Origin of the sequence: Oceaniferula spumae (assembly GCF_042849255.1) — a bacterium.
In the GTDB taxonomy this organism is placed as follows: Bacteria; Verrucomicrobiota; Verrucomicrobiia; order Verrucomicrobiales; family Akkermansiaceae; genus Oceaniferula; species Oceaniferula spumae.
Genome location: NZ_AP026866.1, coordinates 1,569,084 through 1,594,016, shown reverse-complemented (window position 1 = coordinate 1,594,016; position 24,933 = coordinate 1,569,084). Strand labels below are relative to the sequence as shown.

Annotated in this window: 18 protein-coding genes and 1 tRNA gene; 14 read left to right on the top strand and 5 right to left on the bottom strand. The window is 52.0% G+C overall.

All coding sequences use genetic code 11. The features are described from left to right. Nucleotides 1-48: 48 nt before the first annotated feature. A complete protein-coding gene (ypfJ, locus tag ACSPJT_RS06700) occupies nt 49-978 on the bottom strand; it encodes a KPN_02809 family neutral zinc metallopeptidase (protein WP_435895596.1) in 930 nt (309 codons plus the stop codon). Between the two features lie 160 nt (nt 979-1,138). On the opposite strand from ypfJ, the gene ACSPJT_RS06695 reads away from it, so the two are divergent. The 4 genes from ACSPJT_RS06695 to ACSPJT_RS06680 all read left to right on the top strand — a co-directional run bounded on the left by ACSPJT_RS06695 (nt 1,139) and on the right by ACSPJT_RS06680 (nt 4,046). Then, nucleotides 1,139-1,212: transfer RNA gene (locus ACSPJT_RS06695), tRNA-Ile, on the top strand. Between the two features lie 196 nt (nt 1,213-1,408). Further along, a complete protein-coding gene (locus ACSPJT_RS06690) occupies nt 1,409-2,917 on the top strand; it encodes a sulfatase family protein (RefSeq protein WP_435895595.1) in 1,509 nt (502 codons plus the stop codon). Between the two features lie 64 nt (nt 2,918-2,981). Beyond that, nucleotides 2,982-3,200 (top strand): hypothetical protein, encoded by a 219-nt coding sequence (locus tag ACSPJT_RS06685; protein WP_435895594.1) that lies wholly within the window; start codon nt 2,982-2,984, stop codon nt 3,198-3,200. A 144-nt stretch (nt 3,201-3,344) separates the two neighbouring features. Further along, nucleotides 3,345-4,046: a PEP-CTERM sorting domain-containing protein gene (locus tag ACSPJT_RS06680; RefSeq protein ID WP_435895593.1), complete on the top strand. Its 702-nt coding sequence runs from the start codon at nt 3,345-3,347 to the stop codon at nt 4,044-4,046. A gap of 193 nt (nt 4,047-4,239) precedes the next feature. Here the strand turns inward: ACSPJT_RS06680 and ACSPJT_RS06675 are convergent, their stop codons facing one another. The 3 genes from ACSPJT_RS06675 to ACSPJT_RS06665 all read right to left on the bottom strand — a co-directional run bounded on the left by ACSPJT_RS06675 (nt 4,240) and on the right by ACSPJT_RS06665 (nt 8,287). Next, nucleotides 4,240-5,988, bottom strand: a complete 1,749-nt coding sequence (locus ACSPJT_RS06675; RefSeq protein ID WP_435895592.1) for a sulfatase-like hydrolase/transferase — start codon at nt 5,986-5,988, stop codon at nt 4,240-4,242. Nucleotides 5,989-6,030: 42 nt separating this feature from the next. Beyond that, the gene (locus tag ACSPJT_RS06670; RefSeq protein WP_435895591.1) at nt 6,031-7,536 is read right to left on the bottom strand and encodes a sulfatase family protein; all 1,506 of its coding nucleotides are present in this window, start codon (nt 7,534-7,536) and stop codon (nt 6,031-6,033) included. A 157-nt stretch (nt 7,537-7,693) separates the two neighbouring features. Beyond that, on the bottom strand, nt 7,694-8,287 hold the full coding sequence (locus ACSPJT_RS06665) for a DUF642 domain-containing protein (protein WP_435895590.1): 594 nt from the start codon (nt 8,285-8,287) through the stop codon (nt 7,694-7,696). Nucleotides 8,288-8,526: 239 nt separating this feature from the next. Here ACSPJT_RS06665 and ACSPJT_RS06660 point away from each other — a divergent pair, with 239 nt between their 5' ends. From ACSPJT_RS06660 to ACSPJT_RS06650, 3 genes are all read left to right on the top strand, one after another. Then, nucleotides 8,527-9,603 (top strand): GntR family transcriptional regulator, encoded by a 1,077-nt coding sequence (locus tag ACSPJT_RS06660; protein ID WP_435895589.1) that lies wholly within the window; start codon nt 8,527-8,529, stop codon nt 9,601-9,603. Continuing rightward, entirely contained in the window at nt 9,546-9,788 is a 243-nt protein-coding gene (locus tag ACSPJT_RS06655) for a sulfatase-like hydrolase/transferase (protein WP_435895588.1), read from the top strand. Before ACSPJT_RS06660 ends, ACSPJT_RS06655 begins: the two co-directional genes overlap by 58 nt. Before the next feature lie 93 nt (nt 9,789-9,881). Further along, on the top strand, nt 9,882-10,535 hold the full coding sequence (locus ACSPJT_RS06650; protein ID WP_435895587.1) for a response regulator: 654 nt from the start codon (nt 9,882-9,884) through the stop codon (nt 10,533-10,535). 14 nt (nt 10,536-10,549) lie between these two features. Here the strand turns inward: ACSPJT_RS06650 and ACSPJT_RS06645 are convergent, their stop codons facing one another. Next, nucleotides 10,550-10,708 (bottom strand): hypothetical protein, encoded by a 159-nt coding sequence (locus ACSPJT_RS06645; protein WP_435895586.1) that lies wholly within the window; start codon nt 10,706-10,708, stop codon nt 10,550-10,552. A 10-nt stretch (nt 10,709-10,718) separates the two neighbouring features. Between ACSPJT_RS06645 and ACSPJT_RS06640 the strand changes: the two genes are divergently transcribed. From ACSPJT_RS06640 to ACSPJT_RS06610, 7 genes are all read left to right on the top strand, one after another. Next, nucleotides 10,719-13,658 (top strand): sensor histidine kinase, encoded by a 2,940-nt coding sequence (locus tag ACSPJT_RS06640; RefSeq protein ID WP_435895585.1) that lies wholly within the window; start codon nt 10,719-10,721, stop codon nt 13,656-13,658. 262 nt (nt 13,659-13,920) lie between these two features. After that, nucleotides 13,921-17,508: a hypothetical protein gene (locus tag ACSPJT_RS06635; RefSeq protein WP_435895584.1), complete on the top strand. Its 3,588-nt coding sequence runs from the start codon at nt 13,921-13,923 to the stop codon at nt 17,506-17,508. A gap of 12 nt (nt 17,509-17,520) precedes the next feature. Continuing rightward, nucleotides 17,521-18,189, top strand: a complete 669-nt coding sequence (locus ACSPJT_RS06630) for a hypothetical protein (RefSeq protein ID WP_435895583.1) — start codon at nt 17,521-17,523, stop codon at nt 18,187-18,189. Nucleotides 18,190-18,196: 7 nt separating this feature from the next. Then, a complete protein-coding gene (locus ACSPJT_RS06625) occupies nt 18,197-18,922 on the top strand; it encodes a hypothetical protein (RefSeq protein ID WP_435895582.1) in 726 nt (241 codons plus the stop codon). A gap of 39 nt (nt 18,923-18,961) precedes the next feature. Continuing rightward, nucleotides 18,962-21,031, top strand: coding sequence for a hypothetical protein (locus ACSPJT_RS06620; protein ID WP_435895581.1), 2,070 nt, complete (start codon nt 18,962-18,964; stop codon nt 21,029-21,031). 216 nt (nt 21,032-21,247) lie between these two features. After that, nucleotides 21,248-24,040, top strand: a complete 2,793-nt coding sequence (locus ACSPJT_RS06615) for a PVC-type heme-binding CxxCH protein (RefSeq protein ID WP_435895580.1) — start codon at nt 21,248-21,250, stop codon at nt 24,038-24,040. A 125-nt stretch (nt 24,041-24,165) separates the two neighbouring features. Next, nucleotides 24,166-24,804 carry a PEP-CTERM sorting domain-containing protein gene (locus ACSPJT_RS06610; protein WP_435895579.1) on the top strand — a complete coding sequence of 213 codons (639 nt, stop codon included), beginning with the start codon at nt 24,166-24,168 and terminating at the stop codon, nt 24,802-24,804. The last annotated feature ends 129 nt before the right edge of the window (nt 24,805-24,933 follow it).

Genomic DNA, 24,933 nt, shown 5'->3' with positions numbered 1-24,933 from the left:
GGTGATATTCAGCAGGAGGTCAAGACGGCATAGCCGTGGCAGCAGAGCTTACAGGTCTTCGTATCGGACATTGAAGGTATTCCCATCGTTTATCCGACCGCTCTGATAACCACGCATAAACCAGCGCTTGCGCTGAGCTGAGGTGCCGTGGGTGAAAAGGTCAGGTTGCACGTGGCCTTGGGATTGTTGCTGGATGCGGTCGTCACCGATGGCTTCCGCGCATCGCATTGCTTCCTCAATATCTCCAGTTTCAAGGAAGTTGAATTTCTCTTGGGCGTGATGCGCGAAGACACCGGCAAGGAAATCTGCCTGGAGCTCGAGTCGGACAGAGAGCTTATTGTATTCCTCTTTGGAAATCCGGCCTTGCTGGCTGTGGACTTTATCGGTCAGCCCGAGCAGTTTCTGGATATGGTGGCCGACTTCGTGAGCAATGACGTAGGCTTGGGCGAAATCACCTTTGGCGCCAAAGCGTTCTTCGAGTTCGCGGAAAAACGAGGGGTCAATATAAACCGTCTCATTGGCGGGGAGGTAGAAAGGCCCCATTCTGGCGTCTGCGATGCCACCGGGGGTGGTGGTTTTTTCTCTGTAAATGACCATTTTGGCAGGCCGGTATTGCATGCCCTCAGCCGCTAGGATTTTCTTCCAGATGATTTCGTTATCGCTTTTGAGGGTGCTGAGATATTCGAACATCTCCTGGTCCTTGGCGCTCGGTTTGTAATTTTTATTACTGACCACCTGGCCACTGCCACCACCAGGAGTCGACATGAACAAACTCAGCGGATTGATTTTGAACATGAAGCAAGCGGCGATCACACCTACGATCAGAATCAGCTTGGTCTTACCACTGCCGCGACGAAACAAGGCGAACAACAGGCTGCCTATGGCACCACCTGCAACGGGTCCGCCTCCTCCACCACGAACGGTGGTTCCCCGCCGATCTTCGACGTTGGTGCTTTGTTTTCTACCTTTCCAGCGCATAATTAAAATCAGTTACTTCATGATGTAACATCGGCGACAGGTGTTATGTCAAGGTTGGTAAATCCATCGTGAAGCCATTCTACAAATGCTGATGCCTAAGATTCGTTCAATATGGCATTGTCAAGATGCAGTCGGTGGCTATATTCGCGCCGAATTCAAGGGGGCTGTAGCTCAGTTGGTTAGAGCAGGGGACTCATAATCCCTTGGTCCAGGGTTCAAGTCCCTGCGGCCCTACCTTTATAGATAAAGGGTTTCCGGAGTTTTTAGAGTGTGAATTTTTAAGGGGTGGTATACCGAAGTGGTATACTTATGGCTAATAATCAGCTTGATTTAGCCATATAATCCCATCAAATCGGGAGCATGGCCTTGATGCTTTAGGTGATAATAGCCCGTTAGTAATAATCCAGATTCATCACTCGATCCAACTCAAATGAAAACCACTCTGCTCACTCTAACTGTTGCCTTATGTGGGCTCGCGTCCCTCAGCGCTGCCAAACCTAACATCGTGCTGTTCATCACGGACGACCAGAGTCCGATCGCCGGTTGCTACGGGTCTCCAGTGATCCAGACTCCGGCACTCGACCAGCTTGCCAAAGAAGGCACGATGTTTACCAATGCCTATGCCACCACGGCTTCCTGCTCTGCAAGCCGTTCTGTGATTCTCACCGGTTTGCAGAATCATGCTAATGGCCAATACGGACACACACAAACATACCATAAGTTTGATACGTTCAAGGCTTGTGCCGCACTCAGCCTGCCCAATCAGCTCCGAGCGAACGGATACCGCACCGCTCACATCGGCAAACTGCATATCGCACCAGAGGTGGTTTACCAATTCGATGAATATCTCATCACCAATGCCAAGCGACCCAAGGCTCACGATACGAACACTCCTGCTTGGGTGGAAAACTGCAAAGCGTTCATCAACGAAAAATCCGACAAGCCCTTCTTCCTCAACTTCTGGACATACGATCCCCACCGCTCGAAGGGGATTGATGAAACCGCTCCGGAGAAACTCAAACCGAACCTGTTTGGGAATCCGCCCGTCGGCAAATCCTTTCCTGGCACCGAAGAGGTCGTCTATGATCCGGCCGAGGTGATCGTGCCTCCCTACCTTCCTGACACCATTGAATGCCGTCGTGAGATCGCCCAGTATTACCAGAGCTGCACCCGCACTGACAAAGCATTAGGTAAACTCATCGAAGCGCTGAAGGAAGCTGGGAAATATGAAAACACCATGATCATCTACACAGCGGATCACGGCATGGCTTTCCCTGGAGCGAAAACCACGGTATACGAAGCTGGATTGCGCGTGCCGTTCATCGTGCGCATGCCTGGACAAAAAGGTGGAGTCACTAATGACGCTATGATTTCCCACGCCGATATCACTCCCTCGATTCTCGATGCCGCAGGAGGTTATGACGAAGCGAAACAAGCGCCGAAAAAACTCCTCCCGATTCCGAAAGTCGGACAAGGGGAAAACAGAGGACCTAAATTTAACCGCTATCACGGCCGCTCATGGCTAGGCCTTCTGGGCAAGGAAAAGAGTGAGGGCTGGGATGAGGTATTTGCCTCCCACACATTTCATGAAATCCAAATGTATTACCCGATGCGCGCCATCATCGGTCGCAGATACAAACTGATCTGGAACATCGCCTCACCGCTCCCATATCCTTTTGCCTCGGACCTCTGGGCGGCATCCACTTGGCAGGCACAGTATCAGAAAGGCGAAGGTGCCACATTTGGAAACCGGAGCATCGAGTCCTACATCCGACGTCCGAAGTTCGAACTCTACGACATCGAAAAGAACCCTAACGAGGACCGCAATCTCTCCGCAGATCCAGCCTTTGCCGATCAGCTCGAGAAGCTGAAGCAGCGAATGAAGGCTGAGCAGCAGAGGTCTCGCGACCCGTGGATCTTAAAGTGGGAATACGAATAAGTATCTCATGGGGTATCTCCAACCATAACGAAAATCAGCGCTGCTTTGCTTTGGAGGAAATAGAATGACGCCTTCTTTGCGGAGGCGGTTATTGATTGTAGGCTTTTCCCCATGTGTGGGAACTCATTATCTGGTTGTTTTTGATATTCACGATTTTTGTATCGGTGCTATCGCTGAGGTCGTGCAACTTGGCAGGATCGTCGGCGGGATTGAAGAGAAACAATCTGCCGCGCATTTTTTGTGGGAGCGTTCGAATGTCTATCTTCACGGCCAAGGCATTTAAAAAGTGGTCAATGTGGTTACCGCTATAAGTCGCATTTTATCAGGCGACAAACCGCTGACGATAGGTATAAGGGAAGAGGTGATCGCCACCTCGCCTGAGCTAAACCAGTTCATTAACATAATGAATAATAGAAATTACAAACACATGAAACCTATCCCACATATCCTGACCGCCGTCGCCCTAACCCTCGGTTCGGCCTCAGCGGCCACCATCGCGACAACGGTCAACGTAACTAACGATGCTACCGGCACTCTCGTCATAGCCAGTTCCTTCGGAGGCTCTGGCTCTGCTTCCAATCCCGGCATCCCCGTCAACAGTAGTTCCGCGGTCAATACTCAAACTTATACCGTCACGCTCAATAACCTTGATCTTTCTGCTGAATTTGCCGGTGCGACAGACATCGATATCGCGTTCAACTTGAGCCTGACCGCAAGTGCAGGAGATGGCTTGATCGTCAACGGCGGCTCACCTCCTACAGGCGCGAAGGGCTGGGTTGTGGATAATGCCTCGAATGGTGGTGGCACCGACATCACAAGACTTGAATCAGGAGAAACGATTACGTTTGCCATCTCCGGTTTCACGGTTTTAGGCACGTCTGGCGGCACCGGAGGATTGGACGGTAGCAATTTTTCTTTCGATTCTTGGGCAGCTACCGCGAATTTCAATGTGAACCCTGCCAATAGCGATTGGAACTCTGCCTCTGGAATTGCATCTGGAACAGTTTCAGGAACCAACGGCACCCGACTCAATGGTATCGGATTTAACATCATCGCGGTGCCGGAACCATCTTCCACCGTTCTGCTTGGCCTCGCCGGACTGACAATGATTCTGCGCCGCCGTCGCTAGTCGTTAAAGATTCATTAAAGCTCTAAGCAAAAGCCTGATCACGTTCGACGTGGTCAGGCTTTTTTGATGATTCAAACAGGTTAGCCAGGGAGCATGTAGACTTACCAGGAACCGCATGTGCAATGCAGTTCGCCAATCATTGTCTAGGCGAATACTCAATGCTTGGTGCGGAGGCTTCTTGCGGTAGGATAAACTAATCCATCTTCTCCAAGAAAGTGTAGAGGCGGATGCGATCTCCCCATTGGTTGCCCGGGTTGGTGAGATCGGCGTCGATCTTGAGGGTGATGGTTTTTGTTCCTTCGGGGATGTTCAATCCTTTGAGACCGACTCTCGCTTTCGATTCGTCGTAGATGAAATCGACCATCGGGTTGATGACCTTCGCCTTAGGACGAGTGGTTAGTGTTGCGGTAGTGGGTTGTCGGCTGAAGACTTCTTTGCCGTCGCATAGAACGCGCACTTTTTTGATCCGGGCATTGGAGTAAATTAGGTGCGAGTTTTTGGTTCTGTAGGAGCGGGAAAATCTCAGACGGTAAGTGGAGTTCTTGTCGGTTAGATAGGGAGTCATGTCGAGATCCCAGCTGACGGATTTTGCGGCGGCTGTAATGCCATCGAAGTCACGGGAGCCTAGGATCCGGCTTTGTGCTGGCTTCTGGTAGCGCTCGAATGTTTTTAGCAGCTCCTTGCGATGGACGGCATTTTTGAAGCGCTCGCCTTGAATGATTTCAGTCATTTCGGCGTGCAGTGCTTTTCTTGCTTTGGCGGTCTCTGGGGTGTCGCTTTCCGGGTAGAAGGGCTGGTTTTCGCGCGGATCGGCTACGAGGTCGTAGATGCGTTGGTCGATATAGTATTTGTAGTGCTGGTTGCGGACAAAGGCGCCGCCCCTAAAGAAAGAAAAGAGATGAGATCGGAGGGTTTTAGTTTCTCCGCGCAGGAGGGGCGCGAAGCTGACACCGTCGATGGTTGGATCGATGTCTTTGGCAGGCACGCCGGCGAGATCGGCGAAGGTGGCGTAGAAGTCGGCGAAGTCGATGAGGTTATCCAGCGTGCGGTGGGTGCCGTCGGTTTTGACTAATAAAGGAACGTGGCAACCATCGATGGTTTGCGTTCCTTTACCGCCGTAGATAACAGTGCCGTCCTCCATGATGTGGGCGCATGTTTTGGTGCCGTTGTCTCCCGTGTAAACAATGACGGTATTTTCGTAGATGCCTTGGTCCTTGAGTTCCTTAACGATTTTTCCGACGAGTTTATCGGTGTAGGCGACCATGTCTTCGAAGTTGGTCTGCCAGTCGGTGCAGTTTTGGTCCTTGCTGTCAGGGGTGGGTTCGAAGGGGTTGTGGCACAGCCATGGCGTGTAGTAGAGAAAGAAGGGGCGGTCTTTGTTTTTTTTGATAAAGGCGCGCGCTTGCTCATTGGCCAAGTCCGGGCCGTAGGGTGCGCGGACTATTTTACCGTTGTGCAGATAGGGCGCGTTGCGATAAGCGAACTTCATCATGTCGCTCTGGCTCATGCCCTGAAGCCAGAAAAGGCAATGCTCGTCAAAGCCCATGCGGGCCGGCGATTTTTTGTCGCCCAGATGCCACTTGCCCATAGCGGCGGTCGCGTAACCAGCGGATTTAAGTTTCTCGGCAATGAAAGGGGCTGTCTTTTTGATCTTTCCGTCCCAACCGATGTAGTTCCGGTAGGTGTATTGGCCGCTGACGACGCGGGTGCGGGTCGGACAGCAGAGCGGTGTGGCGTCGGCCTGGGTGAATACGGTGCTCTCAGTGCTTAGCCGATCAATGTTCGGCGTCTTGAAGTTGAGGGCTTTGTTGTAGGAGACGGTTTCATACCCGACATCGTCGGTCATGATGAAGATGATGTTAGGTTTGGTCGAGGAGGGCGCCGCGACGAGAACCGGGGCTGTGAGAACTGCGCCGAGTATGAAGGAAAGGAGCTTGGGCATGGCGGAGATAATTCTGTTAGTTGTCATTCGTTGCAGAGGTCGTTATTTGTTGGATACCTCCCATGCATTGAAACTTTTTTGCAGATCGTTTTTGATGGCCACAATTTTTGGGTCGGTGCTTTCGCTGAGGTCGTGCATTTCGGCAGGGTCATCGGCGAGATTGAAAAGTGCCACTTTGCCGAGCACCTTCTTGTTCAGGACAATCTGGGAGGTGTGTTTTTGGTTTTTGCCAGTCAGGACGAGTTTCCAATCGCCTTTACGAACCGCCCACTGTTTGTTGAAGCGCCAGAAAAGCGTGCGGTTTTTGACGATCGGTGTGTTGTCGTTCAAGGGCTTGATCAACGAGTGACCGCGGAGCTCGGGTGAACCTTTGATGTCCGTCGCCTCAAGAATCGTCGGAACGATGTCGAGAGCCGAGGCAATGTTGGTGTAGGTTTTTCCTGCCGGAATATGGTTCGGCCAGGAGATCATCATCGGCACACGGATACCGCCCTCGAAGGTGGTGTATTTGCAACCGGAAAGCGGCTGATTGTTGGCTCCGGTGAAAGCTTCGCCACCATTGTCGGAGAAGTAAATGACGATGGTGTTTTTGGCGAGTCCGAGTTGTTCGAGGGAATCGAGCAGGCGTCCGATCTGATCGTCATACGCCTTAAGGTGTGCGCGGTAATATTTGCGCATGTCCTCATCGGCTATCAGACCTTTGGGAACCTGCGGGAATGGGCGTGAGTAGTTGTAGTAATAGGTTTTGTAGTTTGCCGGATTCTCTTTCGTATTGGTCTTTGGATCGTAGTTCGGGAGTTCGGGCACACCTACCTCGTCGAGGTAACGTTTGGGGGCTTGGTGAATCAGGGCGTGAACCGAGGCGTGGGAAAGGTAGAGGAAAAAGGGCTGCTTCTTCTTAGAGCGCTCGGTGAGGTATTCGATGGATTTGTCCGTGAACAGCTCGGTTTGCCATTGGTCTTTTTCGACGGTGCTAAACTGGCTGTCCGATTGGCTGTCGGCAAACTTACCAAGGTGCGCGCTGGCATCGGTAGGCCACTTGGGTTTTACCGTGTCGGTGATTTCCTGTGAGTGGAGATAGAAATCGTGCGCGTGGGCGTTAAAGCCGAAGAATTGATCGAATCCGTGGTTGGTGGGATTCTCGCGGTTATTGTTAGATCCTGCCGGCTGGCCGAAGTCGTTTTTACCCACCATGGCGGTGGCGTATCCTGCTTCCTTGAGATATTCGGCGATGTGTTTGACGTTCTTGGGCAGGCGTGGCGACCAGCCACCTTTGGGAGCCCATTCGTTCTGCATGCGCCCGGTGAGATAGCCGCAACGCGAAGGTGAACAAACGGGGCTGGTGACATAGGCCTGAGTGAACAGGGTGCCTGTTCTGGCGATACGATCAAGGTTCGGTGTCTTGATGTCCGGTCGGGCATTGGGATAGGCCGAAATATCAGCATAGCCGTGGTCATCACCGACAATGAGTAAAATGTTAGGGCGCTCTGCGGCAGACAGGCTTGAGATCAAAGAGCAACAAGTGACGAGTATTAAAGGGATGCGCATGATGAGCTGGTAGGTGGTGATGTTAGGCGGAGAACCTGGCTGAAACTAGCAGACGGGTCTCAAGTTTTGAGTCAAAAAATCCGTTTGCACTCGCGATGAGTGGAAACGGATTTGAAAAAGTCAGAGAGATGGCCATGTGGCCGACTCTCACATGATTTTAGCGTCTGCGACGGAGGATCAGTCCGAGGCCGGCCAAACCGAGTAGCGCAGCTGAAGAAGGCTCCGGCACGGGCTGAACGACGATGTTGTCTAAGGTCGTGTCTGCTTGGTTATTGTTGGTCAGATTGACTGTAAAGCGAATCGTCGTTGACGTGTCAGTTGCGGTGAAATTAAACGACTCATTTTGCCACGTCTGCCTTTGCGTTTGATCGATGGTTGTAGAGGTGAAGCCTGGATCGCCGGTCACGGTGACCGCTGAGAATCCTGTGGCATTGTTTGAGTCAGTGACAAGTAACGCCCAATCATAAGTGACGTTGTACTCTTGGCCATTTGCTGTGGTAAGCGTTTGCTCCACGAAACCGGTGGCTGCGCCAAACTGAACTCTGGAATCGCCATCTGTAGGGGCGAAGCTCCAAAAAGCTGCATCGCCTACAGTCTGTATAGAAGTTCCCGTAGTCCAGCCAAGAAATCCGCCTACTCCGTCGCCAGTGGTAGCGTCATCTTCGAAACTACCGTTGGTGATAATGGATGCGGCGTGCGTGGCTGAGGTGATAGCGAACGCCATCGTGGCTAGTAGTAGTGTTTTTTTCATGGTTGTCGATTGTTGGTAGGTAACGAGACATTTGGGGGCACCAGCCTCCAGATAGGTCACGACCTATCACTAAACTTTGATGAAACAGGAGTCTCACCAAAAACGCCCGCTCATAGCGGTAAGTGTGTTTACCACTTTCCATGGGCTTACGGATATGCGAGTAGTGGGAGATGCCTCGCTGTCGCAGGTGGCCGCAACATCGGATGGAGGCTAATCTGTGATACGAAATAGACATTCCCATGGCCAAAAAACGTACATCACTTTTCGATCAAGCTGTCTCTCAGTTGCTGGAGGAGATTGGAGAGGGCACTTACAATAAACAGCTCCCCGGTGAGCGGGTTCTGGCGGAAAATCTGGGAGTCTCGCGCCCTGTGGTGCGTTCCGTGCTGGAGCACTTGGAGAGTCAGGGCTGGATCGCAGCGCCGGGTGTCAGCAAGGCACGGATGATTCTGAAGCGTCCGCCGGCAAACGCCCGAAAGCCGAAAGCGAAAAGCGTCGGAATCTTGGTTCCGCGGCCCGTTAAAGCACTGGCCGCTGATGATATGGCGATCGTGACAAGCCTCATACATCACTGCGAGGAAAACGGCTGGCGCTCTTTGGTATTCCCCGTCGACCAATTGGCTCCCAACCATCTGGAGCGCCGACTGGATGAACTGCTGGAGACTTCACCCTGTGACATCTGGGTAGGAATGCCGATTTTAAATTTCCTGGCATTCGGCCTTCTCCATGAAAAAGGCCAAAAGGTGATCACCATCAGCACCTCCACCACGAAGTGGGACTATGGCACGATTCATTACGATCTCACTTCCGCCACAGCCCACGCCTTCGGAGTGATGCTACGGGCAGGCAGGAGGGAAATTGTCCACCCCATCGTCTCCGCACGGCGGCCACCTGAAATGGTCGAGCGCATCACCAAGATACTCTCCGATTATGGAATCCCCTACAGGGAAGACTTTCATCTGCCTAAATTTGATCGGACACGCAAGGGCCTGATCCGGCTGTTGGATTCGTTATCTCTCGCGACGCCGAAACCCGATGGAATCATCATCCAATACACTTCGGAAATCAGTGTCCTGCTCGTGGAGGGCTGGCTGATGGACCGGGGGCTTCGGTATCCGGACAATGTATCTCTCATTCAGATTGGCTCTGACAATTTCATCCAGATGATGCTCCATCCCGTCAGCCACTACACGACGGATGCAGAACCTCTGTTAGAAGCCGCCTATGCAGCCCTCGACCGCTTTTTCACCACTGGCGAATGCCTGCGCGGAGCATTGAAGCTGGAAACGACCTACGTCAAAGGGGAGAGTGTGTGATTAGCACACACACAGACAAAGCGTTAGGCAAGTTCATCAAAGCCCTGAGGCAAATTGGGAACTATGAAAACACGATGATCATCTACACATCGGATCATGGTGTGGCTTTTCCAGTTGCGAAAACCATGGCGGCTCATTGCAGGACTGTAAGGAACACAGATAGTGCTCGCGCCCCGAGGATTTAAAAATGGGTATACGAATATGGTTCTCCTAGAGCACTAAAAATAATGTCAAAATTCAGCACTGGTTTGGCTCCGGAATATATGTAGAGTTAAGTAGTGTCTGAGAGTAAACAAAACGACCCCATCACCGTTGTCATCGTCGAGGATGACGCGGGAATTCGTGGCGGACTCGCAGCGATTCTGGCCCGTGCTCCCGGAGTGGAGTGCATCGGCCAGTTTACCAATGGTGAGGACGCTCTTGCGGAGCTGCCGGAGCTCCAGCCGCGTGTGGTGCTGATGGATATCAATTTGCCGGGAATGGACGGTGTCACCTGTGTTGGCCGTCTAGCAGGCAAACTGCCGAATACCCACATCCTGATGCTCACGGTGCATGAGGACACGGATACGATTTTCAACTCACTGGCCGCCGGTGCCAGTGGTTATCTGCTCAAGCCACCAAGAGCGGATGAATTGCTGGCTGCGATCAAAGATGTCTTCACTGGCGGTGCCCCGATGACCGCCAACATCGCGCGTAAGGTGGTGCAATCTTTCAAACAGGTCCCAGCAGAACCCAGCGCAGCAGAGAGCCTATCGCCGCGCGAAAGCGAGATACTAGAGCTTCTCGCACAAGGTCTCGCCTATAAGGAAATCGCGGATCGGCTCGACATCAGTTACTCCACCGTCCGCACGCACATCGAGCGCATCTACACGAAGCTGCATGTGCATTCCCGCAGCCACGCCGTCGCCAAATACCTTGGCGACGACTACTGAGTGCCGCAGATGGCTTACTCAAAGGAGTGATAGGTTTTATTGCGGTTTGAACTCTTTGCCGGCTTCTTCGCGGCGAGGATTCTGCCCTCAAAAGGGTTCGGAGCGGTAGCTCCGGCTTTCCCTCTTGCCATGAGGAATCGACCCAGACTAGATTCAGCTGTGATACGTATCATTCTTTGCCTCATGATGCTCTCGCTGGGAGGGGTGGTGCAGGCACAGAATACGAAGTCGTTGGTTCGTTCCTGGCAGACGGGCGATGGTCTGCCCAGCAATACCGTGCGTTTGATTACCCAGACGACCGATGGGTTCATGTGGTTGGGGACGGAAGCTGGATTAGCCAGATTCGATGGCTTGAATTTCATCTCCTTCGGTCCGCGCGAAGGGTTTCCCGCCGTCGCCGTTAGTGCTCTAACAGCAATGAGCGATGGAGCACTGTGGGTAGGTTACTGGAGGTATGGCTTGCTCCGCCTCAAGGATAACAAGGTCACTACCTTTACTACCGCTGAAGGTCTTCCCGGTAACACCATCCGTTCATTATCGGAAGGGCCTGATGGCACACTGTGGGTGGGCACGAATAAAGGTTTAATCAGATGGACTGGTGAAGGCTTCGCCGTCATTCCCGATCCTCCAGGTCTGAGCGACACGCAGGCGATCCTTGCTCGTCACAACGGCGAGGTCTGGGTCAATTTCAACAAGCGAACCTTACGTATCTGGAATGGAGCCGAATGGAACGAGCCTCGCATCGCGCCGCCAGTCGGAATCGCACGTCGAACGAATCTGGCAGAAGACTCGCAAGGGAAGGTCTGGGCACTCTCGCATGCTGGATCCGTTCTGAGTTTTGACGAGAACGGCTGGACGGAATTCCCACTTCATCAACCACCATCAAAAGCAAACGGGCGTCCCATTGCCATCAGTCCGGATGGTGAGGTTTACATCGGTCACCTAGGCAGTGGTCTCTGGAAACTCAAAGGCAGCGCATTTGAACCGGTCAGTGTGGATGATGGTAACGGCGAGGCTTTGGTGGAAGGATTGTATTTTGATGGTCTTGGGCAGTTGTGGATCGGTAGTTTTTCCAGCGGACTGCTCAGTTTGTCACCGCGGAGGTTGGAGTCGATCCGCATCGATTCCCAAAACAATGCCGATCCTGTTAGGGCTTTGTTTGAGGCCAAACCTGGCGAGATGTGGATAGGGACACAGGGCTTGGGAGTTTGGCATCGCAGCCATGGAGTCAATAAACGATTGAGCCCTGATGCCGGTTTCCCCTTGGGAAGCTCCTGTGAAGCGATCGTGCGCAGTCATGATGGGAGCATCATCGTGGCAGGCACCGAAATCTATCAATACAACGACGAGAAACTGACTGCTGTGCTGGATCTGCCAGATAGGAAAGAATTGATTTTCACCATGGCAGTGGGTGCAGATTCAGTTTTCGTTGGCACTGGAAGCGGGCGGATACTCAAGTTGCAGCAAGGAAAGGTGTCGCTTCTGGCAGAGCCCCAGGGATCCGGCTCAGTTCTGTCGATGACCGTCGGTGCGGACCAGACTCTCTGGGCAGGGACTTGGGGAAAAGGGGTTCGTCGGATTCGCGGTAACGAGGATCAGTTTTTAAGCATCGCCGATGGGCTGCGGAGCAATATTGTCAACGCGGTGTATTTAGACGCTGAAGATACGCTCTGGGTTGGCACCCGGAGTGGTGGTCTGGCACGCTGGCATGATGGGCGTTTTCAATCGATCGGCAAGGAGGAAGGCTTGCTGGATGATACCATTAACCAAATTATCGAGGATGGCGAAGGGCGTCTGTGGCTCGGCGGTCTCCGAGGAATTTCCGTGGTTCAAAAATCCGAACTGGAAGAGGTGTTTGCAGGGCGGGCGGACTCGGTCCATCCGCGCGGCTTTGGAAAGGCGGACGGTATGGATTCTACGGAATGTCTGGAAATGCAACCGATCAGAGATTCGGCAGGCAGGTTGTGCTTTGGAACCACTCGGGGATACGTGCGTATCAATCCCCGCAGCGAGGTGATCTCGAGACCCTCTCGTGTTTTAATCGAGAACGTTGCGGTGGATGGACGGTCTCAATTTTTGGGCTTTGATTCCAGCACTCCACCTGCGCTCAAGCTCCAACCTGGAGTAGCCCAGATTTCGATCCGCTACACTGCTCCTGAGTTCGTCAGTCCGGAGCAACTTCGTTTCCGCTACCGTCTCACCGGGAGTGATGATGATTGGCATGACTTGGGCGACCAGCGCACGGTGAATTTTCATCGGCTGCCGCCCGGCACATATCACTTCGAGGTCGCTGCGGTCTCGCCGGGTGGAGTCTCAGTCACCTCCGCTCCACTAAGTTTCACGCTGCCTCCCTACTATTGGCAGACCGGATGGTTTCTCGCATGCTGTATACTAGCTGGTTTGTTAATCATCATAGCGGCAGTGTGGACCGTGATGCATCAGCGCGCTGTTCGTAAGAAAGCACTGCTGGAGCAACAGCGCGCGGTGGATGCGGAACGTGTAAGAATCTCTAACGACCTCCACGATGATCTCGGGGCGAGCCTAACGGAAATTGCGCTCTACAGCGACCTAGCGAAGTCGGACCTCGATACTCCTGAGGAGGCTTCCGAGCATCTGGAACACATTTTTGTCACTGCCAGAAACAGCACACGTGCCCTGGATCAAATCATCTGGGCGACCAATCCGCGCAACGATTCACTCGACAAATTCGCAGCGTTCCTATCCAAGCAAGTCCAGGACTTGGCACGCGCTGCCGGCATGAGCTGCCATCTCGACATGCCGAACCCGATACCGCCCATCGTGCTGTCTGCCGCAGTCCGACACCACCTGTTTCTTGGAACGAGGGAAGCTGTACACAACGCGGCCAAACACTCTGGCGGGCAGACGCTCACTCTTCGGCTGGCGTTTGAGGGCAAGAGCTTCCGATTTGTTGTTCAGGACGATGGCCAAGGTTGTTCTGACAAACCGCTCGAAATGGATGCGGATGGACTGGAAAATATGAACCGGCGAATGTCTGAAATTGGTGGGGAGTTCAGTATCTCATCGATTCCCGGAGAGGGAACCAAGGTAAGATTCCGTGTGCCAATGCGTGAGGCCGTTAATTCACCTGCCGAGGAAGTTTGACAGGCCTCCGGATTTTGATGCCAAGCGTGTCGGTAGTTCTTCCGACATGACAGATTCTGCATTCATGACGAGGATGATGAACGCTCATGTTACTAGATTGATTATCTTTTCTCACTTCTGATGCTAGCGGTGTCCGCGAGTGCCAGCCAGAGGTCCGAGAATTTCAATTGATCGATGATTATTGAATACTTATTACCTCTTTTTGAAATCCAACTCTCCAAGACTCCGCTCGAATGGTTTCGCTCTAATTGCGACGCTGCTCATGCTCGTTCTTCTGACGCTCATCGCCTTGGCATTGACAACTCTGTCTAGTATCGAGTTGCGCTCTACCCAGCAGTCGATGGCGATGGCAACAGCCCAGTCAAACGCACGGATGGCACTCATGGTAGCGATCGGAAATCTCCAGAAAGAGATGGGGCCAGATCGGCGAATTTCTTCCACGGCTGCGATACTCGATTCGACTCCGGAAACCGAGCAACTGGAAGGAGTCTCACAACCGCATTACCTAGGTGTCTGGGATTCCTGGGATGCCTGGCTGAATGATATCAAGACTTTGTCGGACGGTTCTAACATACGGATCGGCGAGACTTATGATGTAGCAAAAAGAGGCAGGCACTCAGGATTGTTCCGGCGATGGCTTGTGAGTGGCTCGGACACGACGGAAATGGAATTCGCGACCGGAGCACCCGCTTCAGGTTCGCCTATGGTAAGGCTTGTGGGAACGTATGATACCGGAACCACTGAGGATGGAGTCGTTGAGGCACCAATCGTTTCCATCACCAACCCAACAAAAACACCGGGTGGTTACGCCTGGTGGGTGAGTGACCAAAGCGAAAAAGCGAGGGTGGATCTGAATGACCGGAAAACGCTTGCGGGAATTCAACTTGCTCAGGGCAGCGCCGCCAGTCTGGGACGACCACCGGTGGAGAAAGTAGAGCCGTTTCAATCGATTGATACATCTGCAGCCTCGGTGAATAAATGGTTAGATTTATCAACTTTGTATGTGGCGTCCGGACAGTCGCCGGACGTGTCCAAGCCTCTGCCGTTTCATGACGTCGCTACCGATGGGCTGGGGCTAATGACCGATGTCCGATTTGGAGGCATGAAAAAGGATCTCAATACCGCATTTGAAAATCCGACAGTTCCTGCGGAGTTCGGACGGTCCCAATTATTTGACATCGAGTTCGATACTCCGGTCCGGCCAATGCTTGGTGACCTCGCCGAGATCGCCCCTAAAAATCCTTATGTCGCACCACTCTCGTGGCGTCAAATGCATCAATACTATCGCTTATATCGAGAGTTTACAAACAACACCCGAGGCCATTACCTGCAATGGGATGGCGAAACTCCATTGTCTAGGCGTTTCATGATGGGGGTCCAAGATCAAGGTGGCCCGGGCCAGATCCGTGAGTATGTAATCGCTGATTCAATGGGCTATGCCAGAAACCCCGTTTTGCTACGCCAGTATTGGGTGATCTGCTTGAGGACTGTGGAAGGCAATCCTAAGCAATATAAATTCACCGCGATACCCATCGTTTACATGTGGAATCCTTATAATGTGCCGCTTAAGGTGGACGGTGGTGAAAGCTATTTTACCGCAGGCTTGCACCATGCCGCGAATTTAAAACTGACGGTTCATGGGGATGGGGCACCGCAAGAAATTTTCCTCAGTCAAAAAATGGGGGGATATGTTAGATCGTTTGGAAAAATTACCGAAGATATCACCTATGCGCCAGGAGAGGTGCGCGTGTTTTCTCTCACCAGCTTGAATCCTGGCGGCCAAGAGTTTGAGGTGACTCCTGGATATGTGCCCGTCTTTGATAACAGCGCGGCCCGTGGATTGGAATTCACGATGTCTAACTTCACACCTACGGGTACGCCGAGCATCGCGATCTCATTTGCCACCTATAATACTAGAACGGTTCCTGCGTATTTCTTCGGAAACGATGCGGCCAGCATTACATTGAACCATGCCCAGAAACGTAGCAGTCCTTTTGGCGCGCTCGATGAAGCAGAGGGGACGATGTCTCCCAATGCGGTGTTTCATTACGGCGTTTCTTCGATTGCTTGGTTGGGGAACGGTGTCGGCTCAAGTGACGAGCGTGAGACAGAAATTATTAGGGATACGGCTTTGGACAGGGCAACATGGCCGGAGAACAATGGCATGAGGGCGATCGCTCTGGTAGGCATTACAGCCAAAGATCCGGACGGTTTGGAATACGATGGAGCGAACACCGGATATGCGGCGGACTATAGAGGGCGGACTTGGTTACACTCTGCGCCCACCAGATCTTCGAGCTACCTGATGAACGCCCAGGCGTTTAACCGGGCGTCCAGTCCTTGGCAGATCTATTTCACCCCGGCGACATCGAACTCGGTTTCTAACTTTTTTCAGACCGAAGGAAAAAATGGATACTATGGCGGGAGTTTCGGACCATCCACCAATCGGGTAGTTGCTTTGGAGCTGCCGACCTCCCCGATCACAAATCTAGCAGGATTTGCCGGTATGAGGATGGATCACGCAAGGGCACACGAGGCACAACGCGATACCAACTTACCCACATCTCCAAACGGAAGCGGTGCTCGAAGCCATAAACATTTGGCGCATACTGGCGGAGACTTTGGACCTGCTATTGGAAATGCCTACGCTAATCCCATGATTCCAGGTGACCAAGTTTATCATTACATCGACTTCGGAACTGATCGGGGAAATGAGCAAAGTGGCAATCATGAAGCCACTAACTTCAACCCATTCGGCGATTACTGGGATCAGCTGCTACTGACGAATGAGGCTCTTTGGGACTCCTATTTCATGTCATCGATCGTCCCGGAATCGACCGGAGGCCAGATCAATAAAAGTCTGAGTGAGGTCGCCAAAGACTTTTTCGAGGGAACTGAGAAAGTGGCCAACGCCAATTATGTCGCCCTCAACCAAGGCAAAACGGCCGAGGAACTGGCTGAGTTGGCTGGTACGGAAAATGGTTGGAAATCCATCGGCTCCTACATGGGCGTCAAAGCTGCGTTCAATGTGAACAGCACTTCTGTTGAAGCATGGAAGATTTTCCTGCATACCATGAAAAACAGGAATGTGCCTTATCTTGATGCCCAGTCTGGTGCTACGGGGATCGTTAGCTCGTCGAGCGACGTAGTGGTTTCTCGCTACCGTTTGGCGAATGGAGACAAGGATGGGGATGACCCGTCTGAAGAGGCTGCATGGACAGGTGTTAGGCTTCTCAACGACGAACAAATTGAACGACTGGCCACCGAAATCGTGAAACAAGTCAAGCTACGCGGTCCATTTCTTAATATGTCGGAATTTATCAATCGCCGTCTCAGTGACGACAGATTGGGTGTCACCGGAGCTCTCCAAGCCGCCATCGATTGGGATGAATTTGACGCCGACTACAATGGCACCGGCAGTAATGATGCGCAGTCGATCAACCGTGGCTACAAACAAGGAACCTCCATGATCAGCACCCCCGCTGCACCGTTTCCTAACGAAAAAGCAGCCAAGGGTTCACGATTCGCCGGAGCACCTGGATATGTGATGCAGTCCGATCTCTTGCAAGGAATAGGCTCCTCGTTGGTTGTGCGCGGAGATACCTTCAAAATCCGCGCCTATGGTGAAGCCAAGGACTCCACTGGAACCAATGTGATCGCACGTGCCTGGTGTGAGGCGACTGTGCAACGCGTTCCTGAATATTTGGACCCGGTCAATCCGCCGGAAACTGCGGCCAAAAATGAGGACGGTTCAGACAATGTCGATTTAAGCATCATTAACCGCACTTTTGGTAGACGGATGGAAGTGGTTTCCTTCCGCTGGCTTCAGCCATCGGAAGTTCAAAACTAACAAATAACAAGCATGAGATCAGCAATAGCAATTTTCAGCCTAGGACTGGGCATATGCACCGCACAACCGGTATCGGTGAGCATCGGCGCTTTCTCTGTCCCCGGTGATTTCGATGGCATGGTTCACGTTCTCACGGCGGAAAAGAAAACCAAACCACTCCAGCTCAGAAAAAACTCCTTTTCAGCGTCAATGGCAGTCCCTACTGGAAAACTGGAGTTGTATAAGGCGGTGTTAGATCCCGTTGTGGCCGTGGCTCAAGTTCCTTTGATTTCGATCGATTTACCTGCCGACGGACTGCCTTGTCGTGTGTTAATATGGTCCACATCAGGGGAGAATAAAAAAGTAACATGGCATGGCCGCGCCTACTCCAGTGGGAAATGGCCAAAGTCCTGCATGGTTCTCATTAATCTCACCTCGAAAGCCATAGAGATCGAATCAGGTAAACTTCGAAAGGCTATTCCGGCAGAGGGAACATTTATCTTCAGAGGGGAAAAGGAAAAGACAGGTTCTCCGGTGAAACTTTACTTTGTCGATCCGGCTGATTCTGAATCAGTGAAACTCGTATTTTCTTCGGTATGGCAGGTTCCTGAAAGTCACCAAGAGATTCTCGTGATTCGTCCAGGGCAATCAGATGGCACCGTCACGATGCATTCTCTCCTAACCAAAAAATCTGAAAATTAAGATGCCTATGTGCAATAACTACAAGCAAGTGGAAACGAAGGTCATCACAATGCTCTGCATGTTAGGCTGCCTTGGCACTGGCGTCTGCACCGCGCAAAAAGTGGCGGTCAGTCTGGCTGCCTTTTCGGTTCCCACCGGCTCCGATGGTATAGTTCACATCCGCACCGGAGAAAAGAAAACCAAACCTTTGCAGCTTAACAAAAATACATTCTCACAGCCGATACATGTCCCTGCGGGGAAACTGGAACTGTATGAAAACCCATTGGATCCAGATGCGCCCCAGCCGGTTTTACCAATACTATCGTTCAATCTTCCTGCCGACGGACTGCCAGTGAAAATCTTGGTGTGGTCAGTGAAAAAACCGAATGGAAAAGAGAAATGGGTAGGGCGTTCCTTCTCTAGCAGTAAGTGGCCGGATTCCTGCATGGTTCTTGTCAATTTCACAGGGCAACCGATAGGGTTCCAATCAGGTAAACTTCAGAAAACCATCGCCACAAATGCGACTTTTGTTTTCAGAGGAAGGAATGAAACAAACGGCTCTCCTGTGAAACTGTATTTAGCGGATCCCTCCAACCCGAAATCGGCAAAGTTGATTTTTTCATCCGTGTGGAGAGTTCCCGAAAACGAGCAGGAAATTCTTGTGATCTATAAAGGGAACTCGGAGGGAACAGTGATGACGCGTTCTCTTATCGCAGAAAAAAAGCCAGCTAAACAAGACGTGGAAAAACCATAAGTCATCCTTCCAACTAAATTCAACACTCCTTTGTATCCCATGAGATTCTCACCAACCCGTTTCCTGCTAACAAGTCTTCTCTTTTTATCCCCATGCACCCAAGGGGCTGAATCGTTAGAAAAGAAAGTCCTCTTCTCCGGCGAATTTCCCCAGATGATCGCCTTTCGAGGTGAGATGATCGGGCCGATCCACCGCAGTTACGAAACGTGGAGCAAGGACATCGAAGGTCACTCCGCAGTCATCCGCAAGTTTTGGAATGAGGAGATCGATATCAAACCTCAGAGTGTCGATTGGGCGCAACGCTATATGAAGGAGCATCCTGATGTGAGCTTCATTTGGCATTTGAATGCAGAAGCTCGTGTGGCTCATGACAAGCCGCAGGTGCTGAAGAGATATTTCCCAGGGCATTGGGCGCTACATCGAGGTGTGTTCATCAAGAAACCTGTGCCTGCCGAAACAACGGAATTTACCGTCTCTGATATCAAGGTTTTCTCCGAGAGAGGGTTCTATGATCGGAAGACGGATACCAGCACACCACAAGATCTGGTCATCGTTGCTCGCAAAAGGGACGGAAGCCTCGACTGGACGAAGTGCGAGTATGCAAGCATTGTTTCGGTGGATAAAAAAGGTGGCCAGATCACGGTCAAACGTGGCAATTATGCATCCAAGGCCTTGGACTACGGCGATGCGGGAATCTATATCGCTCCGATTGTTGGCAGCGTCTGGGGAAACAACCGACTCTGGTTTTACAACCACTCGACGACCTGTCCGAAGGATGACAATGGAAAGGTGGCATCGGATCATTTTGTGGAAGAAATTCTCGCGAAGGTCGATCCAGAAAAGGGCGACCTGAAAGGTTTCAGCGGCATTGCATTCGACGTCATGTATTGGGTGGCGCGTATGAAAAATATGGATGTGAACAACGATGGCATCGCAGACGGTGAAGGCATCGTTGATGGCAAGCATGTCTGGCGTGATGGCATGATCGACTGGCTAACAAGTCTGCGTGAAAAAGTAGGCCCTGAGTTCGTTCTGGTATCCGATTCCAGTGGTATCAAACATCAACGGGCCGTGGGCGTTCTCAACGGAATGGAGTCAGAGGGCTTCCCTTTCCACCACGATGCCTTTCGCAGTTTTTCAACGCCGCTCAATCACTTTTCTTATTGGAAGAAATTTGGGGAAAAAAAGTATCCGTTCAATTTTTCAGCGGTCAAATATAAGGAAAAGGCCGATCTGCCTAAGGCGACGCAATATTCCCGGTTTGCCATCGGAGCGTCTGTTTGCGCCGATATTTTTGCCACTCGTTACATGGTCGAGGATAAGAAACGATTCACCCCTATCGACGAATTAACCGCAGGGGTTCGGAATGAACCCAAGTGGCTGGGCAAGGCCCTTGGGCCGATGATTCGCGTGGAAGACTCCGCGCCAGATTTGTTTGATGGTGCAGCGTTCACAAAGGAGTTCCTTTCCAAAGTCGAGGTTAAGGATGGAAGCTATACTGTGGATGACAAAGGTGTTCTGCGTCTCAACGGAAATGGAAAGAAGAGCACAGATCCGATTGTGCTTACCATCAAGGATATCCCTCGTCCGTCCGGAGACATTGTCGTTAGCTGTGATGTGAAATCCGAAAGCTCGCTTGTTCCAGAGGTGAAAAATTTCGACGTTCCTCGTTACCTAACAGCGAAGGTTGACGGGCTACCAGATTATCCGAACCCCATCAGGAATAATTCGTTTTTTAATAATCTAGGCGGAACATTCGGTCCGCTAGGATTCATCAATCAGCGGTTCTATTTCCGCGATCTTGGTGCTGGAAAAGGAGACACAATCACTCTGCATCTAACATTTGAAAACCAAGGCGGAGTCGAATTCAAATCTCTTCAATTGCTCGCTGCATCGCAGGCCATGGCCAGAGAGTTCGAAAACGGAGTGATCCTCGTCAATCCGTCCTTTGATACCTACACCTTCGATCTAACCAAATTGTTCCCGAACTACACTGGAGGCTATCGCTTTATCAAGGGCGCACAATCTCCGAACAATGGTGAACCTATCACAGATGCGACAAATGTGCGGGTTCAATCGATGGACTCGCTGTTTTTGGAAAAGATGTAATTACGGTTTCAACCACTCCGGCGAATATTATCACGAAGCCTCACTGCTACGTTAACCCATTTAGACACTAACAAATAATGAAATCAGTTTTGATTACCCTAAACCTGATCGGAGGGAACAACTGTGTATCCATCGCATCGGTTCAACATCATCGATGCTTATGAATGTGCACGAACATGATCGCCTCAACCACTTTTCACTCAATTAACTCAATCTATGAAATCCAGACTAACTTATCTCTCCATTACCTTACACCGGCAGCAATTGACTCCTATTTTTCTAGCGTTATCTATCATTTCGATCAGTGCCGTAGATGCCGAGCCTAATGCAGCGAAATCAGACCAAGACAAGCTCGCATGGAAACCCAAAGAAGCCGTACGTAATGTGGACCTCGAATACTTCAAAGTTCCCGAGGGGCTCGAAGTCACCCGCTGGGCTACATCCCCATTGCTTTATAACCCCACCAACATTGATATCGATTCCAAGGGCCGCATCTGGGCTGCCGAGGGCGTCAACTATCGCCGCCACGAAGGTCGTCGCCCCGGTGGTGACCGTATAGTGGTCATTGAGGATACTGATGGCGATGGTGTTGCCGATAAGTCTCACACATTTGTTCAAGAGAAAGAACTCGTCGCCCCACTCGGCGTGGCTGTTTTCGATAACGTCGTGGTGGTTGCCCAGCCACCACACATGCTGGTTTACACCGATATGAACCGCGACCTAAAGTTCGACCCCAAAGTCGACAAACGTGAAATCCTGCTTACCGGATTCAATGCAGGGAACCACGACCACTCGCTACACTCCATGACCGCCGGACCTGACGGGAAATGGTATTTCAACAACGGCAACTGCGGCGCCATCTTCACCGATAAATCCGGCAAGACCTTCCGCATGGGGGGCACTTACAAAGGTGGCCGTGGCGAATGGTATGTCGACAACCGCAGCGTCGCGGGTCAGAAAAGTGACGACGGTTTCATCTGGACATCCGGCTTCTCTGTTAGGATGAATCCGGACGGCACCAATGCCGAGATCATCGGTCACGGCTATCGCAACTCCTACGAGCACGCCACCACTTCACTCGGTGACCTGTTCCAAAACGACAACGATGACCCGCCAGCCTGTCGCGTTTCCTACGTGCTTCCATACAGCACCGCAGGATACTTCAACCGCTATGGAACTCGCTCCTGGAAACAAGAAAAGCGCCCAGGGCAAGATCACGGCCGCGCTCACTGGCGTCAAGATGATCCAGGCACATTCGATGTCGGTGACATCTACGGCGGAGGCTCGCCCACAGGTATTGTTTTTTACGAAAATGGTGCTCTTGGAGAAAAATGGGACGGCTTATTGCTCTCAGCTGAAGCGGGTAAAAACGTCATCTTCGGCTACCAGCCAGAGCCTAACGGCGCTACGTTTAAACTCGACCGCCAAGACTTCTGCACCACCAACCCGGAAGGTCAGTTCGCTGGTTCTGACTTCATCATCCGCGATCAAAAAGAAGAGCGTCATGAGAATTGGAAAGGCAAGGAGTCCCCGACACAATTCCGCCCGTCCGACGTGGCGGTAGGCCCTGACGGCGCCATCTATATTTCAGACTGGTTTGATGGTCGTGTCGGCGGTCATGCCGACCTCGATGACTCCTGCTCAGGAGCCATCTATCGCATCGCGCCCAAAGGATTCAAACCAAACATCCCCGCGATGGACTTCAACACCACCGAGGGACAAATTACCGCGCTTTCCAGCCCCGCGATCAACGTTCGTTACTCCGGCTTCAAAGGCCTCGCAGCTGGCGGTGCCAAATCGCTCAGCGCCGTTGAGAAACTACTCAGTCACCCTAACAAGTGGGTCGCAGCCCGCGCCATCTGGCTCCTGCCACATCTTGGCGACGAAGGTCTGCAGAAATGTGTAGCTATGCTCGATGACAAGAACCCTGAAATCCGCCTGACAGCCTACCGTGCACTTCAGCGCGCCGATAAGGATTTCCTTCCTTATGTTAAGAAACAGGCCGCCGATCAATCCCGCGCTGTCCGACGTGACGTGGCGCTTTCCATGCGTGGACTTCCTGCTGCCAAGTCGACCGAAATCCTCACTGCGGTGGCCAAGAGCTACGAAGAGAAAAGCTACGATGGCAACGATAAGAACTACATCGAATCCATTGGCCTCGGTGCAGAGAACCACGAGAACGAAATCTGGCTCGCCATGAAAAAAGAACTCGGCTCTGAAAACCCAGAGGACTGGTCAGACAGCTTCGCCCGCATCACATGGCGTCTCTGGCCGTCAGCTGCCGTGGGTGATCTCAAGGCCCGCGCGATGAGTAAGAAACTCAGCCATAAGCAGAAAGTGTTTGCCGTTGAGTCCCTGGCCTTCATCGACGACCAGACATCAGCCAATGCTATGTTAGAGCTGGCAGTCGATACTTCGCCAGTTAAAGAGGAAGCTCGTTACTGGTTGTTCCGCCTCGGCACCGGAACGTGGAAAGAATTCGATCTCATGCCGGAACTGAAAAAACGCGGTATCTACGACCCTGCTAAAATTGTCGTCAATGAAGTGCTTGCTCCAGCCCCCAAGGACAAACCTTCATTCACGTCAAAAGATGTGCTCGCTCTAACTGGTGATGCCAAGAGAGGTAAGGATACCTTGATGCGTTGTATCATGTGTCATCAGGTCGAGGGTAACGGTCCCGACTACGGACCGTTCCTCCAAGGCTGGGGGCAGACCCAGACCAAGGACGTCATCGCCCGCAGCATCATCGATCCCTCCGCTGACATTGCGCATGGCTTTGGCGGATACACCGTCCTTCTCAAAGACGGCAAGAAAGTCCAAGGCCTGATCATCAGTGAAGGCAATCCGGTCATCATCAAGTCCACTGGCGGACTCACCCAAACGATTCCCCGTAGCCGTGTCAAATCGGTCAAGCCGATGAAACATTCCCTGATGCTCTCGGCCGATCAATTGGGACTAAAGGCTCAGGACGTCGCTGATCTCGTGGAATATCTCAAGACCTGGAAGTAGATCTGCCCTAGCTACCGATGGTCAGCCACACGAGTCGGTAGTTTTACCGACATGACAAGAATCACCTATCGATCCATGATAACAAATCCAGACGACTAATTAAACAAACCAACCCACAAACTAGTATGAAAAACAAAACTACACTCCCAGCCCTGTCACTGATGGCAGGCGCTCTCTTCCTAACCGGAAGTGCCCACGCCGCACTCGTCCACGCAGATGGCAATGTAACGCTTGTTAGCACTACTGGATTTGCCTCTGCTGCTACTGGCATTACGAATGCCAGCGATGGAAACACTGAGCTGAATAATAACGGTCAAGTAAACACCAATCAGCCGGGTGCTGGTGGGGGCTCGGATTACTTTGCAAATGCGCCCTCCATCGTTTTTGATCTAGACTTGGGCACTACATTCACCCTAGACGCGGTAGCTTTATGGAACAAAGCAACCGTAAATGAGAGTTCGATCAAAGACTTCAACGTCGTTTTCTCCACGAATAACACCTTCGGAGATATTGATGACTCTTCCGTTTTCAGTTTCACCTCAACTCAAAACGCTGGGACCCAGGAAGATTACTCACTGGGCACTCTCGTCACCGATGCACGATACGTGCGCGTTACTATCACCGATAACTTCGAAGGTAATGGTGGCGGTGGCGGAGACCGTGCAGGCTTCACGGAATTTCAGTTCAACGCCGTTCCCGAGCCGTCCAGCACGGCTCTGCTAGGCCTCGGCGGACTGGCTCTCATCCTGCGCCGTCGCCGCTAGTTAACTGGCGACACCCAACTTATTATTTCAATCAAAGGCAGCGATTTCCGGTCGCTGCCTTTTTTCCGCACTACAATCTCCTCAGGAGTCCATGCCCCATATCAGTAGGGGATATCGCGCTCGCCCATC

Bases quoted from the DNA above. Each gene is read 5' to 3' on its own strand.
- ACSPJT_RS06640 (WP_435895585.1), top strand. From the start codon at position 10,719: ATGATGCTCTCGCTGGGAGGGGTGGTGCAGGCACAGAATACGAAGTCG.
- ACSPJT_RS06665 (WP_435895590.1), bottom strand. From the start codon at position 8,287: ATGAAAAAAACACTACTACTAGCCACGATGGCGTTCGCTATCACCTCA.
- ACSPJT_RS06690 (WP_435895595.1), top strand. From the start codon at position 1,409: ATGAAAACCACTCTGCTCACTCTAACTGTTGCCTTATGTGGGCTCGCG.
- ACSPJT_RS06675 (WP_435895592.1), bottom strand. From the start codon at position 5,988: ATGCCCAAGCTCCTTTCCTTCATACTCGGCGCAGTTCTCACAGCCCCG.
- ACSPJT_RS06660 (WP_435895589.1), top strand. From the start codon at position 8,527: ATGGCCAAAAAACGTACATCACTTTTCGATCAAGCTGTCTCTCAGTTG.
- ACSPJT_RS06625 (WP_435895582.1), top strand. From the start codon at position 18,197: ATGTGCAATAACTACAAGCAAGTGGAAACGAAGGTCATCACAATGCTC.
- ACSPJT_RS06685 (WP_435895594.1), top strand. From the start codon at position 2,982: ATGACGCCTTCTTTGCGGAGGCGGTTATTGATTGTAGGCTTTTCCCCA.
- ACSPJT_RS06635 (WP_435895584.1), top strand. From the start codon at position 13,921: ATGCTCGTTCTTCTGACGCTCATCGCCTTGGCATTGACAACTCTGTCT.
- ACSPJT_RS06620 (WP_435895581.1), top strand. From the start codon at position 18,962: ATGAGATTCTCACCAACCCGTTTCCTGCTAACAAGTCTTCTCTTTTTA.
- ACSPJT_RS06655 (WP_435895588.1), top strand. From the start codon at position 9,546: ATGCCTGCGCGGAGCATTGAAGCTGGAAACGACCTACGTCAAAGGGGA.
- ypfJ (WP_435895596.1), bottom strand. From the start codon at position 978: ATGCGCTGGAAAGGTAGAAAACAAAGCACCAACGTCGAAGATCGGCGG.
- ACSPJT_RS06610 (WP_435895579.1), top strand. From the start codon at position 24,166: ATGAAAAACAAAACTACACTCCCAGCCCTGTCACTGATGGCAGGCGCT.
- ACSPJT_RS06645 (WP_435895586.1), bottom strand. From the start codon at position 10,708: ATGATACGTATCACAGCTGAATCTAGTCTGGGTCGATTCCTCATGGCA.
- ACSPJT_RS06630 (WP_435895583.1), top strand. From the start codon at position 17,521: ATGAGATCAGCAATAGCAATTTTCAGCCTAGGACTGGGCATATGCACC.
- ACSPJT_RS06680 (WP_435895593.1), top strand. From the start codon at position 3,345: ATGAAACCTATCCCACATATCCTGACCGCCGTCGCCCTAACCCTCGGT.
- ACSPJT_RS06615 (WP_435895580.1), top strand. From the start codon at position 21,248: ATGAAATCCAGACTAACTTATCTCTCCATTACCTTACACCGGCAGCAA.
- ACSPJT_RS06670 (WP_435895591.1), bottom strand. From the start codon at position 7,536: ATGCGCATCCCTTTAATACTCGTCACTTGTTGCTCTTTGATCTCAAGC.